Origin of the sequence: Rothia endophytica, assembly GCF_039543885.1 — a bacterium.
GTDB lineage: Bacteria > Actinomycetota > Actinomycetes > Actinomycetales > Micrococcaceae > Rothia > Rothia endophytica.
On record NZ_BAABKP010000001.1, the window covers coordinates 357,137 to 373,591 of the forward strand.

11 protein-coding genes and 1 tRNA gene are annotated in these 16,455 nt (G+C 57.4%); 7 read left to right on the plus strand and 5 right to left on the minus strand.

The annotated features are described in order from the left end of the window. Positions 1 to 10: 10 nt before the first annotated feature. Positions 11 to 688: a TetR/AcrR family transcriptional regulator gene (locus ABD982_RS01630; protein WP_345443908.1), complete on the minus strand. Its 678-nt coding sequence runs from the start codon at positions 686 to 688 to the stop codon at positions 11 to 13. A gap of 314 nt (positions 689 to 1,002) precedes the next feature. Between ABD982_RS01630 and purD the strand changes: the two genes are divergently transcribed. Further along, entirely contained in the window at positions 1,003 to 2,283 is a 1,281-nt protein-coding gene (gene purD / locus ABD982_RS01635) for a phosphoribosylamine--glycine ligase (RefSeq protein ID WP_345443911.1), read from the plus strand. A gap of 100 nt (positions 2,284 to 2,383) precedes the next feature. Next, a complete protein-coding gene (locus ABD982_RS01640; protein ID WP_345443914.1) occupies positions 2,384 to 3,310 on the plus strand; it encodes a phosphoribosylaminoimidazolesuccinocarboxamide synthase in 927 nt (308 codons plus the stop codon). A 64-nt stretch (positions 3,311 to 3,374) separates the two neighbouring features. Here the strand turns inward: ABD982_RS01640 and ABD982_RS01645 are convergent, their stop codons facing one another. Further along, the gene (locus ABD982_RS01645; protein ID WP_251379373.1) at positions 3,375 to 4,136 is read right to left on the minus strand and encodes a FadR/GntR family transcriptional regulator; all 762 of its coding nucleotides are present in this window, start codon (positions 4,134 to 4,136) and stop codon (positions 3,375 to 3,377) included. A 104-nt stretch (positions 4,137 to 4,240) separates the two neighbouring features. Beyond that, on the minus strand, positions 4,241 to 5,956 hold the full coding sequence (locus ABD982_RS01650) for an L-lactate permease (protein WP_345443917.1): 1,716 nt from the start codon (positions 5,954 to 5,956) through the stop codon (positions 4,241 to 4,243). A 469-nt stretch (positions 5,957 to 6,425) separates the two neighbouring features. On the opposite strand from ABD982_RS01650, the gene ABD982_RS01655 reads away from it, so the two are divergent. From ABD982_RS01655 to ABD982_RS01675, 5 genes are all read left to right on the plus strand, one after another. Beyond that, positions 6,426 to 7,223: a (Fe-S)-binding protein gene (locus tag ABD982_RS01655; protein WP_345443920.1), complete on the plus strand. Its 798-nt coding sequence runs from the start codon at positions 6,426 to 6,428 to the stop codon at positions 7,221 to 7,223. A gap of 2 nt (positions 7,224 to 7,225) precedes the next feature. Further along, on the plus strand, positions 7,226 to 8,848 hold the full coding sequence (locus ABD982_RS01660; RefSeq protein ID WP_345443923.1) for a lactate utilization protein B: 1,623 nt from the start codon (positions 7,226 to 7,228) through the stop codon (positions 8,846 to 8,848). Continuing rightward, positions 8,848 to 9,489 carry a LutC/YkgG family protein gene (locus tag ABD982_RS01665; protein WP_251379369.1) on the plus strand — a complete coding sequence of 214 codons (642 nt, stop codon included), beginning with the start codon at positions 8,848 to 8,850 and terminating at the stop codon, positions 9,487 to 9,489. The genes ABD982_RS01660 and ABD982_RS01665 overlap by 1 nt, the downstream gene beginning before the upstream one ends. Before the next feature lie 250 nt (positions 9,490 to 9,739). Beyond that, positions 9,740 to 10,756, plus strand: a complete 1,017-nt coding sequence (locus ABD982_RS01670; protein ID WP_345443926.1) for an acyltransferase family protein — start codon at positions 9,740 to 9,742, stop codon at positions 10,754 to 10,756. Between the two features lie 98 nt (positions 10,757 to 10,854). Further along, the gene (locus tag ABD982_RS01675; protein ID WP_345443929.1) at positions 10,855 to 12,987 is read left to right on the plus strand and encodes an MMPL family transporter; all 2,133 of its coding nucleotides are present in this window, start codon (positions 10,855 to 10,857) and stop codon (positions 12,985 to 12,987) included. A 178-nt stretch (positions 12,988 to 13,165) separates the two neighbouring features. Here the strand turns inward: ABD982_RS01675 and ABD982_RS01680 are convergent. Both ABD982_RS01680 and ABD982_RS01685 read right to left on the minus strand, forming a co-directional pair. Beyond that, a tRNA-Pro gene (locus ABD982_RS01680) sits at positions 13,166 to 13,239 on the minus strand. Between the two features lie 121 nt (positions 13,240 to 13,360). Beyond that, the gene (locus ABD982_RS01685) at positions 13,361 to 16,267 is read right to left on the minus strand and encodes an FAD-binding and (Fe-S)-binding domain-containing protein (RefSeq protein ID WP_425569999.1); all 2,907 of its coding nucleotides are present in this window, start codon (positions 16,265 to 16,267) and stop codon (positions 13,361 to 13,363) included. Between the last annotated feature and the right edge of the window lie 188 nt (positions 16,268 to 16,455).

The following is a 16,455-nucleotide window of genomic DNA, read 5'->3' on the forward strand; positions in this document are numbered from 1 at the left end:
TTTGAGGCGGTTAATAGCGCGGGGTTCCGCTAGCTACCTGATCGATATTTCGGTGGATGTAGGGCACAATGTCTGCTATTTCTAGGTCTTTGGCCTCTGCCGAAAAGCAAGCGGCGTTCTGCTCAGATTCTTGAGCGAAAGCGGCAAACCCCATGAGGACACCCATCAATAGATTGACGGTGTAGAGGGCATTGGCAAGGCTTTGCTGAACCGTGAGCTGGAGATAGGCATGGTCAATACTGCTACAGAAGCGGTCGCAGATGGTACCTAAGGTCAGCATGATTTCTTGAGTCATACCTTCGAATTCTTCATAGGACAGGGCCGCTGCCAGCACTATAAATTTCTTGAGGTGTTCTTGCACGTGGGGGCTATCCACCGCTGCGTGAAAGTGATTCGTGATAGCGACCGGCACTTGCTTAAGGGTGAGGTCATGAGGGAACGGAGGGCTGTCGATGATGGGTTCTAGGTGCTGAGCAACGCGGAAGGTCAGAGCGTTGTCGATTTTTTTGAAGTGATTGAAAATCGTGCGTTCTGAGACCTTTGCTACCTCGACGAGAGCGCTGGTTGTAAGCCCGCTGCGTCCATTGCGTAAAACCAGCTGCTCAGCTGCTTCAGCAATTTTTTGTTTGGACGCAGTGGAGCGGGCACGACGCTTATCGATAGGTGGCGCATGATGGAGCATGTTCATACAGTAACTGTAATAATGCAGTAACTGCAACAAAACGTTATGTGGGGTTGGGCATAGAGAAGAGGTGCCGCCCATGCTGAGAATCAACAGTATTTATCACGGGAAGAAGTGCTGGACCGGATCCGCACGAGGCAGTCGTGGTCAGGGAAGGGGATAGGGCTTAGGGATGTGTGATGTCGAAAACAAAATGGTGTAGATAAACAGCAGGAAATGCTGTGTTGAATAGCTAATAGAGCGCGAATATACACGTTATCTTTCGCGTCACCTCTGCTGGATAAACTGGTCAAGCTGATGCTATCGGGTAGCCTAAGGGTATGAAGGTTTTGGTACTTGGCCCCGGCGGGCGAGAACACGCAATTATCCGAGCTTTGCAGAGAGATTCATCTGTCACCGAAGTGCATTCTGCACCGGGTAATGCGGGCATAGCCGCTCATGCCCCGGTTCATGCCATTGACGCCAATAACCCCCTGGAGGCCGTCGAACTGGCCCAGGAACTTGCCGTTGATCTAGTGGTAGTTGGCCCCGAAGCCCCTCTGGTCGCCGGGGTATCCGATGCCCTGCGCGATGCTGGCTTCGCGGTCTTTGGTCCCTCCAAGCCCGCTGCCTTACTTGAAGGCTCTAAAGCTTTTGCCAAAGAGGTCATGGCTGCTGCCGGTGTCCCTACCGCTCTGGCTCGTGTGGCTGCTACCAAAGAAGAAGCTGAAAGTGCGCTTGCTGCTTTTGGTGCACCCTATGTGGTCAAAGACGACGGGCTGGCCGCTGGTAAGGGCGTAATAGTCACCGAGGACTACGACGACGCGCTAGCCCACGCCGAAACCTGTTTCGCCGCCGGCGGCACCGTGGTTATCGAGGAATATCTGGATGGCCCCGAAGTTTCCCTTTTTGTGCTTTCTGATGGCACTAACTGTGTACCGCTTTCGCCTGCTCAAGACTTCAAGCGTATTTTTGATGAGGATCGGGGCCCCAACACCGGTGGCATGGGTGCCTACACCCCCTTGCCTTGGCTACCTGAAGGCTTCGTTGAAGAAGTCATTCAGAGGGTAGCTGCCCCCACTATCGCTGAAATGAATCACCGAGGCACCCCCTTTGTCGGAGTGCTCTACTGCGGGTTAGCTGCGACCTCCCGCGGCATCCGCGTCATTGAGTTCAATGCCCGTTTTGGAGACCCTGAAACTCAGGCAGTGCTGACCCGCCTCAAAACCCCCCTGGGAAGGTTGCTCATGGCAGCAGCCAAGGGTGAGCTGCCCGCAGATATAGAACTGGACTGGGACCCCCGCACCGCAGTTGACGTCGTCATGGCAGCGGAAAACTACCCTGACACTCCCCGCAGAGGCGACGTCATCACCGGCATCGAAGCAGCTAACGCTCTTGAAGGGGTGCACGTAGACCACGCTGGTACTGTGTCTACCGACCGCGGCATCGAAACAGCCGGTGGCCGCGTGCTGGCCGTAGTAGCTCTAGGCGAAGACCTCGCAGACGCCCGCGAACGAGCCTATTCTGGTGTTGCTGCCATTAGCTGGGATGGCGCGCAGAACCGCTCAGATATTGCTCTAGCTGCCGCTGAGAACCGCATTACCATTCCTGCCCCTCTCTAACTAAATAGTTCTATGACTGCTCACCCTATGTACGGGTGGGCAGTCACTGTTTTATCATTAGCTCACACCTCACCCTGCATCACATACCAGGAGAACCACAATGACCAACACCCCGGTTGATATTCCCGGCTGGAAGCACGTTTATTCCGGTAAAGTCCGAGACCTCTACATCCCCTTAGAAGATACACAGGACGCGGTAGGGGTGAACCTCAGCGACGATGCTGAACTTCGCGCCGGTTGTGTCATGGTCGTTGCTACGGACCGTATCAGCGCCTTTGACCAAGTGCTCCCCACTGAAATCCCCGATAAAGGCAAGATCCTTACCCAGATGTCTCTCTGGTGGTTCAAGCAGCTCACCGGTGTGCCCAACCACGTGCTCTCCACCGATGTGCCTGAAGTTGTTGCTGGGCGAGCCATGATTTGCAAATCTCTGAATATGTTTCCCGTGGAATGTATCGTGCGTGGTTATCTCACCGGCTCAGGGCTTGTCTCCTACCAAAAGACGGGGATGGTCAATGAACACAAGCTACCGGCCGGTCTTGTGGATGCTTCCCGCCTTGAGAACGCGCTTTTTACCCCTACCGGTAAAGCAGAAGTGGGCGAACACGACGAGCCCATCACCATCGAGGAGCTCAACGAAGAAGTCGGCGAAGCAATCGCAGACCGCCTGGAGGAACTCACCCTCTACGTTTACCAAACCGCAGAGAAAATTGCCCGCGAACGCGGCATTATTCTCGCCGATACCAAAATTGAGTTCGGCACCGACTCTTACCGTGGTGAAATCACCCTGGGTGACGAGGTCCTCACCCCCGATTCCTCCCGATTCTGGGACGCCGAGGACTACGAGCCAGGCCGCCCCCAGTCGTCCTTCGATAAGCAGTACGTGCGCGACTGGCTCAAGAGCGCGGCTTCTGGTTGGGACGGCACCGGCCCTGTGCCGGAACTACCTACCGACGTGGTTGAGAAGACCCGGGCACGCTATGTGGAAGCCTTTGAACGCCTGACCGGGCAGACCTTTAAGGCTTAAGGGCTAAAGAGGCGGGGTGCACCAGGAATCTTCCTGGTGCACCCCGCCTCTTTGTATGCCTAGGTTAGCTGCCCTGCTCTGCGCGTACCTTCTGGTGGTACTCGTAGTGGGTGGCACCAATCTCTGAGAGAGCATAGAACCAGCGGATATGCTCGGCTACCGCTACCTGGGCGCGTTCAGGCTCACCGGTGGTCACCGCTGCGAAAATTTCCCTGTGCTGCCGCTGGAGCTCCTTTTTGGTGCTTTCCCAGTCTTCTAAATAGGGCACTGCTTCTTGTACATAACCCACCGTGGCAAGGTGCAGTGAGTCGATGACGGTTTCCATGACGATGTTGCCGCTTAGTGACGAGATTTCGTAGTGAAAGCGAGTATCGCAGAAGTGGAAACGGTCATCACAGATACCGGCGTGACTCATCTCATCGAGGTAGCTCTCTGCCCTTTGCAGAGCTTCGCTGTGTTCGGGCAGGTGCGCCACCTTAGCTGCTTGGGCGGCAGCGTTACCTTCGAGCAGGACGCGGGTGGTGACGATGTCTGCTACGGGCAGGGTGCGCGTGGCGATGTGCATGCGCAGAGCCCAACCCAGAGCATCCGAGGGCTGGGAGATGACAACAGCCCCTGATTTAGGGCCTGATCCTACGCCCGAGCGAATGAGCCCTACTGCGCTGAGGATGCGCAGAGCTTCGCGTACAGATGGGCGCGAGATGCCGTATTCTTCAGCCAGGGTCCGTTCCCCGGGCAGGCGGTCGCCCACGCGTAGTTGGCCGTGGCGCAGCCTGTATTCCACCGACTCCAGTAGAGCGGTGTAGGTGCGTTCTTTATCTTTCACGTCTTTACTTTCATGAAAGGAATGGGGGTAGCAAGACGGTGCAGCCCCAACGAAGCGAGGGCGCTGCACCGTCTCATATATCTTAGCCGTGAGGCTACAGAGTGTTACTGGTTGCTGGCGAAGTAGGGGTCAACCATGAATCCCAGAATGTTGGACTGCAAGAAGACCAGCACGCAGATAGCAAACAGGAGGATGAAGGACCAGGGCAGGACAGCCTTGAAAATCTCTGATTCCTTGCCTTCCATGTTCACCGAGGTAGCTGCGATAGCCAGGGACTGGGGTGAGATCATCTTGCCCACAACACCACCGGTGGTGTTAGCAGCCAGCATAAGTTCGGGGTGAGCGCCGGGAACACCGTTCGCCTGCAAGTTCTCAGCGGCAGTGACCTGCAGCTTGGAGAAGAGCGCGTTGGCGCTGGTGTCAGAACCGGTAACTGCGGTACCAACCCAACCCAGAACGGGTGAGAGGAAGGCATAAGCCACACCGAGGGAGGCAACGAATTCACCGATGGCAACGGTCTGACCTGAGTAGTTCATGACGAAGGCCAGGGCCAGAACCAGGGCGATGGTGACAGCGGTCCAGCGCATCTTGTAGGCGACAGCGCCGATTTCCTTGAGGACGTCCCCAAGGCCAAGCTTGTAGGCACCCTTCTCGTTGAAGATGGAGTAGATCACGGCAACAATCAGACCCGAGAAGAGCAGGTAGGTGCCGGGGTTAGCCAGCCAGGCCCAGGTGTAGGCGGAATTGACGGGATCGCCAGAAGCGGTGACCAGTCGTTCTGCCAGCAGGGGAATATCGAACTTGATGGACTGCGCTTTGAGCCAGTTAACCAGCGGGGTGTAGAGATTAGCTAGACCGAAGATGATAACAACAATGAGGTAGGGCATGAGTGCCATCCAGATGCGGCGGGCGGGCAGGTGCACTGATTCAGCTGACTCAGTGATGCCGTAGCGCTCGCGGACACCCGCAACTCCGCGAGGCTTGACGAAGCGCATAAAGACTACGGCTGCTGCAATGGAGACAATGCAGGCAATCACGTCGGTGAGCTGGTAGGCGAAGTAAGTAGCTGCCCACCACTGCGCCACTGAGAAGGCCAGACCGATAACTGCGGCGTGCATCCACGCGTCCTTGATGCCCTTTACACCATCTAGGATCCAGAGCAGGATGAAGGGGACGAAGAAGGCGATGAAGGGCGCCTGGTGACCAACAACGGCTGCCACGTTGACGGCAGCCTGGGCACCCTGTTCGTTGGCGCCGTAGGCAACTTCACCGGCGGTGGTGATGGGGATAGCAACTGCGCCGAAGGCAACGGGGGCGGTATTGGCGATAAGGACGGTGGTCGCTGCCTTGAGGGGCTTAACACCGAGTGCCAGGATCATGGTTGCTGTAATAGCAACGGGGGCGCCGAAGCCTGCAAGTGCCTCAAGTAGACCGCCGAAGCAGAAAGCGATGAGGATTGCCTGGATGCGTAGGTCGCCGCCGCCGATGAGGTCGAAGGTGCGTCGGAGGTCTTCAAAGCGGCCTGAGAGCACGGTGATCTGATAGAACCAGATCGCCATGAGGATAACCCAGACGATGGGGAAGAGACCGTAGATACCGCCGCGGAAAGCGCTCATACCGGCAAGATCGAAAGGCATGCCGAAGCCGAAGACGGCTACGAGGATAGCGACAATGAGGGAAACAAGACCCGAGACGTGTGCGCGGGCTTTAAAACCCAGCAGCATAATGAAGAACGCCAGTAGGGGCAGGGCTGAAACCAGTGCGCTGAGCGCAAGGCTGCCACCTACGGCGTCGGTTACAGCGGTAAAAGTATTCTCCACCGTAAACCTCCTTGAATGTGTGCAGAGATGATGACTCTTCTATGAGTTATCAAATATAAAAATTAAGAGACCTGATTGTGTGGTCAGACCATAGTGATGAGGTTTAGACTACATGACTTATAACACTCTGCCAAGTTGTTCAAACCACTTTTTTGGGCTTATCTGTAGGTGTTTTAGATGTTTCCGAAATGCTAGCGCAAGGGCAATGAGGGATGGCTCAACCTGTCGATGCTCCCCTGACAAGCTCAAGGAGTCGAACTGGTCTTGATGTGGTCAGACCATCAGATGATTTGAGTAAAAAAATGTGCCCTTATTAAAAAGGTAAAAGTGACCCAATATCGTGTTAAATGAAGAGTGAAGAAGAGAATCCAGACTAAGGGCCCTCTCTCGCTTCCGGCACCCGCTCAAAGACGGCGGTAGCGCTACGGATGGCGGCAGGGAGCACCGTACGGAAGATTGAGAGATAGACATGCGTGTGGCACTATTTTCAACGTGCATCGTAGACGCTATGTACCCGAAGGTAGCGGCAGCTACCGTTAGCGTCCTAGAGCGTTTGGGGCATGAAGTTGTGTTCCCTCAGGGGCAGACCTGCTGCTCCCAGATGCACGTCAATTCGGGATATTTTGACGATGCTTACCCGGTGGTTAAAACCCACGTGAAGGCCTTCAGCGAGTGGGACTTTGACGTAGCCGTAGCCCCCTCGGGCTCCTGCGTTGCTTCCTTGGGACACCAGCAGCCCATGATTGCTGAGCGAGCCGGTGACACCGCCACCGCCACCGCAGCTGCTGACCTGGCGGCCCGCACCTTTGAGCTATCCCAGTTCTTGATTGATATCTGCGGCATTACTGATGCTGCTGAACAGCTGGGCTCCTACTTCCCTGAGAAGGTTACCTTCCACGCGTCCTGCCATGGCATGCGTCTGCTACGTCTTGGCACTCGCCAGGAAGATTTGGTGCGCACCGTAGGCGGCCTGGAATACACCCAGATTGAAGACCAAGATCAGTGTTGCGGCTTTGGTGGCACCTTCTCCTTTAAGAACGCCGACACCTCAGGCGCTATGGTCGCTGATAAGGTACAGCACATTGAAGAAACCGGTGCCAGCGTGTGCACCGGCGGTGACGCCTCCTGCCTGATGAACATCGGCGGCGCCCTGTCCCGTAAGGAATCACCGGTTCAGACCGTTCACTTCGCTGAAATTCTGGCATCCACTAAAGAAAACCCGCTTAAGGTTTCCGGCCCCGTCTCTGTTACCGCAGGAGGTAAGTAAACATGACTGCAACCGCACTCGGTATGCCCCAGGTCCGCCACGGAGTGGGCAATATCTTTGAACACGAGCCTTTCCCCGAATACGCAGAACGTGAGCTCAAGAACGAGCAACTACGCGCCAACCTGGGCTTTGCGACTCATAAGATCCGTACCAAGCGTGACGCTGTTACCAGCGAACTGCCCGACTGGCAGGATCTACGCACCGCCGGTTCCATGATCAAGCAGCAGGTTATGGCTAACCTGGATACCTACCTCGAAGAATTCGAGCGTAACTTCACTGCCAAGGGCGGTCACGTGCACTGGGCACGCGACGCTCACGAGGCAAATGAGATTGCTCTTAAGCTCATCCAGGCTGAGGGTGTCACAGAGGTCAATAAGATCAAGTCCATGGCTACAGCCGAAACCGGGCTGAACGAGTACCTGGAAGAATTCGGTATTCACGCTATCGAAACTGACCTTGCAGAAGAAATTGTGCAGCTGGGCGATAACGACCGTCCCTCCCACATCCTGGTACCCGCTATCCACCGCAACCGCACCGAGATTCGCGATATCTTCCGCCGCAAGATTGAGGGCGTTAATCCCAACCTGTCGGATGATCCTGCTGAACTCGCCGAGGCATCTCGCTTCCGTCTGCGCGAGAAGTTTCTGACCAACAAGGTGGCTATCTCGGGCGTAAACTTTGGTATCGCCGATACCGGCACCATGACCATCGTTGAGTCAGAAGGCAACGGTCGCATGTGCCTGACCCTGCCCGACACCCTCATTACCTTCATGGGTATTGAGAAGCTACTGCCCACCGTACAGGACCTTGAGGTCTTCACTCAGCTGCTGCCTCGCTCGTCCACCGGTGAGCGCATGAACCCCTACACCTCCATGTGGACCGGTGTCACCCCGGGCGATGGCCCCCAGAACTTGCACGTCATCCTCATGGACAATGGTCGCACCGCTGTCCTAGCCGACCAGGTAGGCCGTCAGGCTCTAAACTGTATCCGCTGCTCCGCCTGCATGAACGTCTGCCCAGTGTACGAGCGCGCCGGTGGTCACGCCTACGGCTCAACCTACCCCGGGCCCATCGGCGCCATTCTCTCACCCCAGCTGGGCGGTATCGAGAACGAGCACAACGCCACCCTGCCCTTCGCGTCCTCCCTCTGCGGTGCTTGCTATGACGCATGCCCCGTAAAGATTAACATCCCTGACGTGCTGGTTCACCTGCGCGGTAAGGCAGTGGACGCCGAGAAGGCACAGGGCGAATTTGCCGGCGGTAAGAAGGACCCCCACTACCAGATGGACGCCATCATGTTTGGCGCTAAGAAGCTCTTTAGCTCCGGTAAGCTCATGGGCCTGGCAACCAAGGGTCTGCCTGTCTCAAAGCTGGTGACCGGTAAGAAGCACAAGATTAGCAAGCTGCCCGGTCTGGTCGGCGGATGGACTGACTACCGAGACATTCCTGAGCCCCCGTCCACCTCCTTCCGTAACCAGTGGAAGAAAGAGCGCGGTGCTGCGCCCAAGCGGGTGGGCGGCTCCCGGGTGGACATTGCTGCCCTCATGGAGGCTAACAAAACTAAGGTAGCTGAGGCTCACGCCAAAGCTGAGGCCGCTAACCCCATCACCAAGGAGGCACAGTAATGACCGATGCTAAGAGCGAGATTCTGGGCCGCATCCGTGCCTCCCTTTGGGATTCACCCCAGCCCGCTGAACCGGTGCGTACCTACCGCCGAGTCAGCGACAAGGGTCAGGAAGAAATCATTGAGATTCTGGTCGACCGTCTGATTGACTACAAGGCCAACGTTTATCATGAAACCGCTGAGACTATCGCCGGTCGCATTGATGAGCTACTGGCTAAGGCATCGCGCTACGTGGTGCCTGCTGGTCTGGATGCCGCTTGGTTGCCTGAGGACACCGCTTCACGTTCAGCGGTCACAGATTCTGGTAACGCTGATAAGCCAGGTGCGCTTTCCGTGCGCGAATTAGACGCTGTGGACGCCGTGGTGACCTCATCGACCGTGTCCTGCGCTGAAACTGGTACCATTGCGCTCAACAGCAACCCTGCTGAGGGACGCCGCGCTATCACCCTGGTCCCTGATCACCACATCTGCGTGGTGCCGGTGGAAACCATTGTGGAGCTGATTCCTGAAACTGTTGCTCGACTGGATATCGAAAAGCCCATCACGTGGATTTCTGGCCCCTCAGCCACCAGTGATATCGAGCTGATTCGTGTGGAGGGCGTGCACGGCCCCCGTACTCTGGATGTCATCATCCTCAAATAGAGCGCTGGCAAATAAAAAGATGGGGTGTGAACTGAAAGTTCACACCCCATCTTTTTATATTTGAGGAGACATCCTTGGCGCTCTAGCTGATTCCTCAGCGAGGATTATGACGGTTACCGATGATCGAGTCTTACCCGTACTGCATGCTTGAACTAAACTCGGGGAGGGTGATCTGGTGCAGGTAATTTGTCACACTCCACTCCCGGAAGGTCGTGGCATAATCGTGAACGGACGTAGAAGTGGAGATTCCATGAAGACAGCAACACCGGGCGCGGGGCGTATTATTGGCGTGGACCTTGCACGCTGCCTGGCACTCACTGCCATGTACGTAGCCCATGTTGCCCCTAGTGCGGGACCAGCTGGCATCCTAAACCTCAGTGAGTTTGTAACCGCCCCCCTCTTCGCGCTGCTGATGGGCGTATCAGCCTACCTCTCCACAGAACGCATGAGCTTCCCGGTACTCTTTGCCTCATCGGTGGTCCGCGGAATCGTGTTGATAGCTATTGGGCTATATATCAATACGTGGGACGCGCAAGTGGATATCGTCCTGCCCTACCTGGGCGTTTTGAGCGTCCTCATCGCCCCGCTGGTCTTCTTACCTGCCTGGCTGCTGGGTGTCATATCTTTACTCTCATGGTGGTTTGCCACTACCGCGCTGACCTTTTTCACACCCGCCTACAATGAGCAGGTACTTTCCGGTAGCTACCTCCAGTACGCCTACCAGTGGTTCTTCGCCGGCACCCACTATCAGGTTTTCACCCTTTTGGTCTATGCCTGTGTTGGTGGCATCCTGGCTCGTGCACTGGGGGAGTGGGGAGCAGTTGGAGATACGGTAACTGCGATAGCCGCTACCGGCGTCGCCGGCCTAATCTACTGGTATGCAACCACCGAACTCAGCGAGTTCTTGCCCTATACCGCCAGTAGGCTTGAAATCGCGTTCGCGCTCTTCTTGAGTATCGCTGTCCTAGGGTGGAGTTGCCTACTAGCACGTATCTTCGCCTCGCGTGCCCAGGTACTTGACCCATTGGTAGCTGCCGGCAGGATGACGCTCTCGCTCTACGTCTTGCAGATAGGCGTGCTGGCTCTCTATATTCGCTACGCCCCGGCCTACGGCTTGCCTTACAACGACGACTCCTGGTGGATGCTCGTGCTTCTCATTGCCCTATCGCTACTTTTTGCCTGGAGTTGGGACCGTCTGCTAGGCAGAACGATCGCTCGACGTGGCCCCCTGGAAAGTCTATTAGCGCTGGTCACCGGCAGGAGTTAATGTTTGTGGGGTTACCTACTCAACAAGGTGCTTTCGCGTTAGGTTGACCCCTCTTTCTGATAGGCTCATCTCACCCCTAGAAGAAAGCTGAGATAGCCATGCCCAAACATATGGCGCCCCCAAAAAATCGCACATGGGTACGAGCCCTGTTTCCTGCCCTTCTGGTGCTGGTCTGGGTGGCTGTTGCAGGTATTGGCGGGCCTTACTTTGGCAAAATCTCAGAAGTCTCAACCAACTCAGCAACCGACTTTCTGCCCCAAAGCGCTGAATCAACCCAGGTGACTGAGCAACAGCGGGACTTCTTCGGGTCAGATTCCATCCCGGCTATTGCTGTCTTCGCTGCCGACGGCGAACTCACCGATGAACACCGCTCCTACCTAGACGGGCTAACCCAATCCATGCGTGATGAGGGTTTTATCAGCGGCGAAACTTCCCCGGTCATCTACTCAGAAGACGGGCAAGCTGCAGAAATTATCATCCCACTAGAAGGCAACGAAGATGTGCTTGAACCGGTCGAAGCGGTACGTAGCTACATCGCTGACCCGCCGGCTGGTCTCACCGGCTACATTACCGGGCCGGCTGGTTTCACCGCTGACCTCGTCGAAGCCTTCGGCGGAATCGACGGTATCCTGCTCGCCGTGGCCCTGATTGTTGTCTTTATCATTCTGCTCATTGTCTACCGTTCACCGGTTCTTCCCATCCTGGTGCTCATCACCTCTATAGTCGCGCTCTCCGGCGCTATCTTCGTCATCTGGCACATGGCTAACATGGGCTGGGTCAAAATCAACGGGCAGGTTCAAGGCATCCTGCTCATTCTGGTGGTCGGTGCTGCCACCGACTACTCCCTGCTCTACGTTGCCCGCTACCGTGAGGCTCTCACCCAGTACGCCTCCCGATTCGACGCCACCAAAGCAGCTCTCAAGGGAAGCTTCGAGCCTATTCTGGCCTCCGGCGGCACCGTCATTGCCGGTCTGCTCTGCTTGCTCCTCTCCGAGCTATCTTCCAACAAGGCGCTGGGCCCGGTGGCTGGCACCGGCATCGTCCTTTCCATGCTGGCCGCCCTTACCTTCCTCCCCGCCACCCTCGCCCTAGCTGGCAGAGCAGCCTTCTGGCCTGCCCGCCCCAAATTACGTGAGGGAACTCAGGACGCTAGCGCGGGTCTCTGGGTCAAAATTGCAGATTTTGTTTCTGCTAAACCCCGTAAGGTCTGGCTAGCTACCGCCTTTGTGCTCGCCATCTTCGCGGCCTTCGCCACGACCTTCCAGGCCAACGGTGTGCGCCAGTCAGACCTAGTGCTCGGTGAATCCCAAGCCCGCGACGGCCAGGCGGTACTCGCCCAGCACTTCCCCGCAGGCTCCGGCTCACCAGCGTCCATCATTCTGCCCGAAAATTCCATGGACACCGCCGTTAGCGCCCTTGAAGCAACCGAGGGCGTGGACTCCCTAGCAGTACTTTCAGAGGAATCACCCTCAGGCACCATACCCCTGGGTGCAGAGGCTGCCAACCTGCCGCCTATGTTTGCCAACGCCGCACCCACCGTGGTCGATGGCAAAGTGCTGATTCAAGCAACCCTCAGCGACCCCGCAGACTCCCGCGAGGCCGAAGAAACCATCAAAACCATCCGAACCGAACTGAACGACACCGGAGCTATCGTCGGCGGTGAAAGCGCTACCAACCTGGACACTAACACCAGCGCCGTACGCGACCTCACCGTCATCATCCCCTCGGTGCTCATCGTCATCACCCTCATCCTCATGCTGCTGCTGCGCTCCATCGCCGCACCCCTGCTACTAGTTGCCGCAACAGTGCTGTCCTACCTCACCGCCATTGGCGTCTCAGCCCTGGTCTTCAACCACATCCTCGGCTTCCCTGGCGCAGACCCCACCGTACCCCTCTACGGCTTCGTCTTCCTCGTAGCCCTGGGCATCGACTACACCATCTTCCTCATGACCCGGGTCCGCGAAGAAGCCCTACAGGTTGGCACCACTCAAGGCATGCGCAAGGGGCTGGTGGTGACCGGTGGTGTCATCACCAGCGCCGGTATCGTACTAGCAGCGACCTTCGCCGCCCTTGCCGTCATCCCCCTCATGTTCCTTGTGCAGCTGGCCTTCATCGTTGCCTTCGGCGTTCTGCTGGATGCCACCGTGGTCCGCGCCCTGCTCATCCCAGCATTGGTTGAGGACATCGGCGCCAAGGTCTGGTGGCCCTCCAAACTGACCAAGAAGCCTTAGGCGTAAGGAGGTAATATAGCGCACGCGTAGACGGCCGACCCTCTTCCTCCTCGCGCGGGCGCTCGTCGGAATTCACGCCAGCCCCGAGCCAGTCGTCTACGCGTGCGCTATTACCTCCCGCTATTGATGTCTAGATACGACAAAGCCCCGGAACTCTGCTGAGTTCCGGGGCTATTTGTCGGGATGACAGGATTTGAACCTGCGACCTCGTCGTCCCGAACGACGCGCGCTACCAAGCTGCGCCACATCCCGATTGTTGCTTCAGCTTTTGAGCCTAGAGCAACTGTTCAATAATAACGCTCCGCCTGCTAGGACGCAAAACCAGGCAAGGCCGATAGCGCGCTTTCTCTGCACTGATCAGCGCGCCATCCCTTTACCGGGTTGCCCGCTCTAATAGCTGCAGGATGTTTTGGTAGCTGTGCCCGGTTGCCTCCGTCATGCCCTGCTCACAGGTGCGGTTGGTTGAGGCATAGGCAGCAAAGGTGCGCTGATTAACCTCAGCAGCCTCAGCAGCGGTAGCACTAGCCGTCAGCTCGGGGTGCAACATACCCCTGTCCCCGGCGTAACCACAGCAACCCCAGGCAGCCGGTACCACGGCATCCGGTGAGATCGCCTCAGCAATCTGCACCATACGGCTCTGCAAGCCCAGATGGGTAATGGAGCAGGTGGGGTGCAGGGCAAGAGAAGCGATGGGGGTTGTAACGGATAACTGGGGAAGTAGACGGTCGGCCGCGAATTCTACCGAGTCAATGAAGACAATACGGGAGAAATCCGGCTCACCTGCCACTCGGCTGCGCCCCTGCTGGCTCTCTACCGCGGCGGCAACTTTCTGCTGCATGGTCAGCAGCCCCTCGGTGCAGGATGAAGCATCACAGATCACCGGTAGGCGCCCGCCATCCGTGGCTTTCCAGAGTGCAGTGAGAACTTTATCGCGCATAATGGCGTATCCACCGGTGTAGCCCTTGGACTTCCAGGGAGTGCCGCAGCAGAGCTCACCGATACCCTCGGGCACCGTGTAGTGTACACCCGCGCGCTCGCAGAGGGCAGTGAAGGCAGCGGTGGCGTTGACGGTGGTGTCAGCGCCGTTCTCATCGATGCCGCCAAACATGGCATTGACGCAGGCGGGGAAGAAAACGATCTCAGCTGCCTCATCTGCATGGGGGTGGCGGCGGGCTCCACCGCCGGAGAGGTGCTTCTTATAGAGAGGCACCATATCTTCGCCCACGAGAGTGCGCGCCACCTTCGTGACGCTTTGGACCGCCGGGAAGGGGAGAGCTTTAGCCAGGTTCAGCGCTTTGCCGGCCCCTGCGTCCACTGCGCCCCAGTTTTTAGCCGCAAGTTTCCAGCCAGTAGCCGCTAGCTTATTCTGGTTTTCACTGCGGAGCCTGCGCACCAGCTCACCGGTATCAATGTTCATAGGGCAGCGGGTCAGACACATGCCGTCTACCGCGCAGGTCTGCACCCCGGCGTAGTCGTAGTCCGCACGCAGTTGCTGCGCCAACTGGCCGTTGCCTTCGGCTTCGGCTGCCTGAATTTCCCGGCGGAGGACGATCCGCTGGCGGGGTGTAAGAGTCAGGTCTTTGGAGGGGCAGACTGGTTCACAGTAGCCGCACTCCACGCAGCGGTCCACTTCTTCTTCAACCGTCTCAGCTACCTTGAGATTCTGCACGTAAGAGGTGGGGTCATCAGAGAGCAGGACGCCGGGGTTGAGCATGCCGCGCGGGTCAACCAGGGCTTTGAGTTCGCACATGATCTCGTAGAGTTCATCGCCAAACTGGCGGCGGACAAAGGGCGCCATGATGCGGCCGGTGCCGTGCTCAGCCTTTAGGGAGCCGCCAGCACCAATGATGAGATCCACCATATCCTCAGTGAAGGCTTCATAGCGTTTCAGCAGAGCAGCGTTGCGGAACTGCTCATTGAGCATGAAGTGGATGTTGCCGTCCTTGGCATGGCCGAAAATCACTGAATCCTGATAGCCATGCTGGTCAAAGAGAGCCGAGAGATCCTGGCAGGTTGAACCCAAGCGTTCGACCGGCACCACCACGTCTTCTAAAAGGGCGTTAGTGCCGCTAGGGCGGTTTCCGGCCACCGTGGTGTAGAGGCCTCGGCGGGCCGCCCAGAGCAGGTCTCGTTCGGCAGCGTCCGTGGTCATGCTGAAGGGTAGAACGGTGCCCAGTGAAGACAGCATGGGGGCAGTTGCCGCCTCCTTGTCTACCAGTTCTTCGCTACTGATGCCCTGGAATTCGACCAGCAAAGTGGCGTGGTCTTTGACGTCAATGGCGGCCAGTGAGGCCGGCACCTGGCCACTGCGCTGGGCTACGCGAATGGAGGTTGCATCAAGGAGCTCTGCCGTTGCCATGCCTGCTGCCACTAGAGCTGGAATGGTGCTGGTGGCGTCGATGAGATTATCAAAGGTCAGCAGACCGGTGGAGACCGCTGGCAGGATGGGCAGGGTGCGGTAGGTGGCTGAAGCAATGAACCCCAGGGTTCCTTCGGAGCCTACGAGCAGGTGTTCCAGAATCTTGACCGGAACCTCATAGTCCACAAAGGAATTAAGACCGTACCCCATGGTGTTCTTCATGGAGAACTGTTGCTCGATTTTCGCCACGGATGCCGGGTTATCCATGATGCGGCGGCGCAGGCGCAGTAGACCCTCATGCAGGTCTGGTTCTTTGGCTGCTAGCTGGGCGTCTGCGTCCGCATCGGCGGTGTCAATGACGGTTCCTGAGGGCAGCACGACAACCAGGGAGTCCAGGGTGTTGTAGGTGTTGAACTCGGTCCCTGAGGACATCCCCGACGAGTTATTGGCGACCACACCACCAATGGTGCAGGCGGTGATGGACGCCGGGTCTGGCCCCAACTTGCGCCCGTAGGGTGACAGGCGGGTGTTGACCGCTTGGACGGTGGCCCCGGGCTGGACGCGCACCCGCTTACCGCCATCCAGTACCTCGATTCCGCGGAAGTTTCTGCGGGTATCTATTAATAGGCCGTCGGTGCTTGCCTGGCCGGAGAGTGAAGTGCCCCCGGAGCGGAAGGTGAGGGGAACACCGTGGCGGGCTGCACCAGTAAAGATTCTGCCAATGTCAGCCGCTGACTCGGGCCGTACAACTGCGCCCGGGACCAGGAGGTAGTGGGAGGCATCATGTGCCATGGCGAGGCGGTCGGTGGTGCTGTCTGAGAAGAAATCTGTTTGCTGCTTGCCCCGCAATGTTTCCGCCAGAGCTTGTAGCTCTGGTGTGTGGGAGTGGGCTAAGGCTTCGGCTGAGGTTATAACGCTCACGGGGACTCCAAGGGCAGGGGTGAAGAGTGTGTGTGATAGCAACGCGGGGCGTAATTGACCAGCGTTGCCCACTTCCTACTGTAACTCAGCTCATAGGGTCAACCAAGGCGGCAGGTCGGTCTGTGACGCGCAGTTTTAGCCAGGGTTAGTTTCATTGGGCGATGACTCGGTGGATACCCATTGAACTA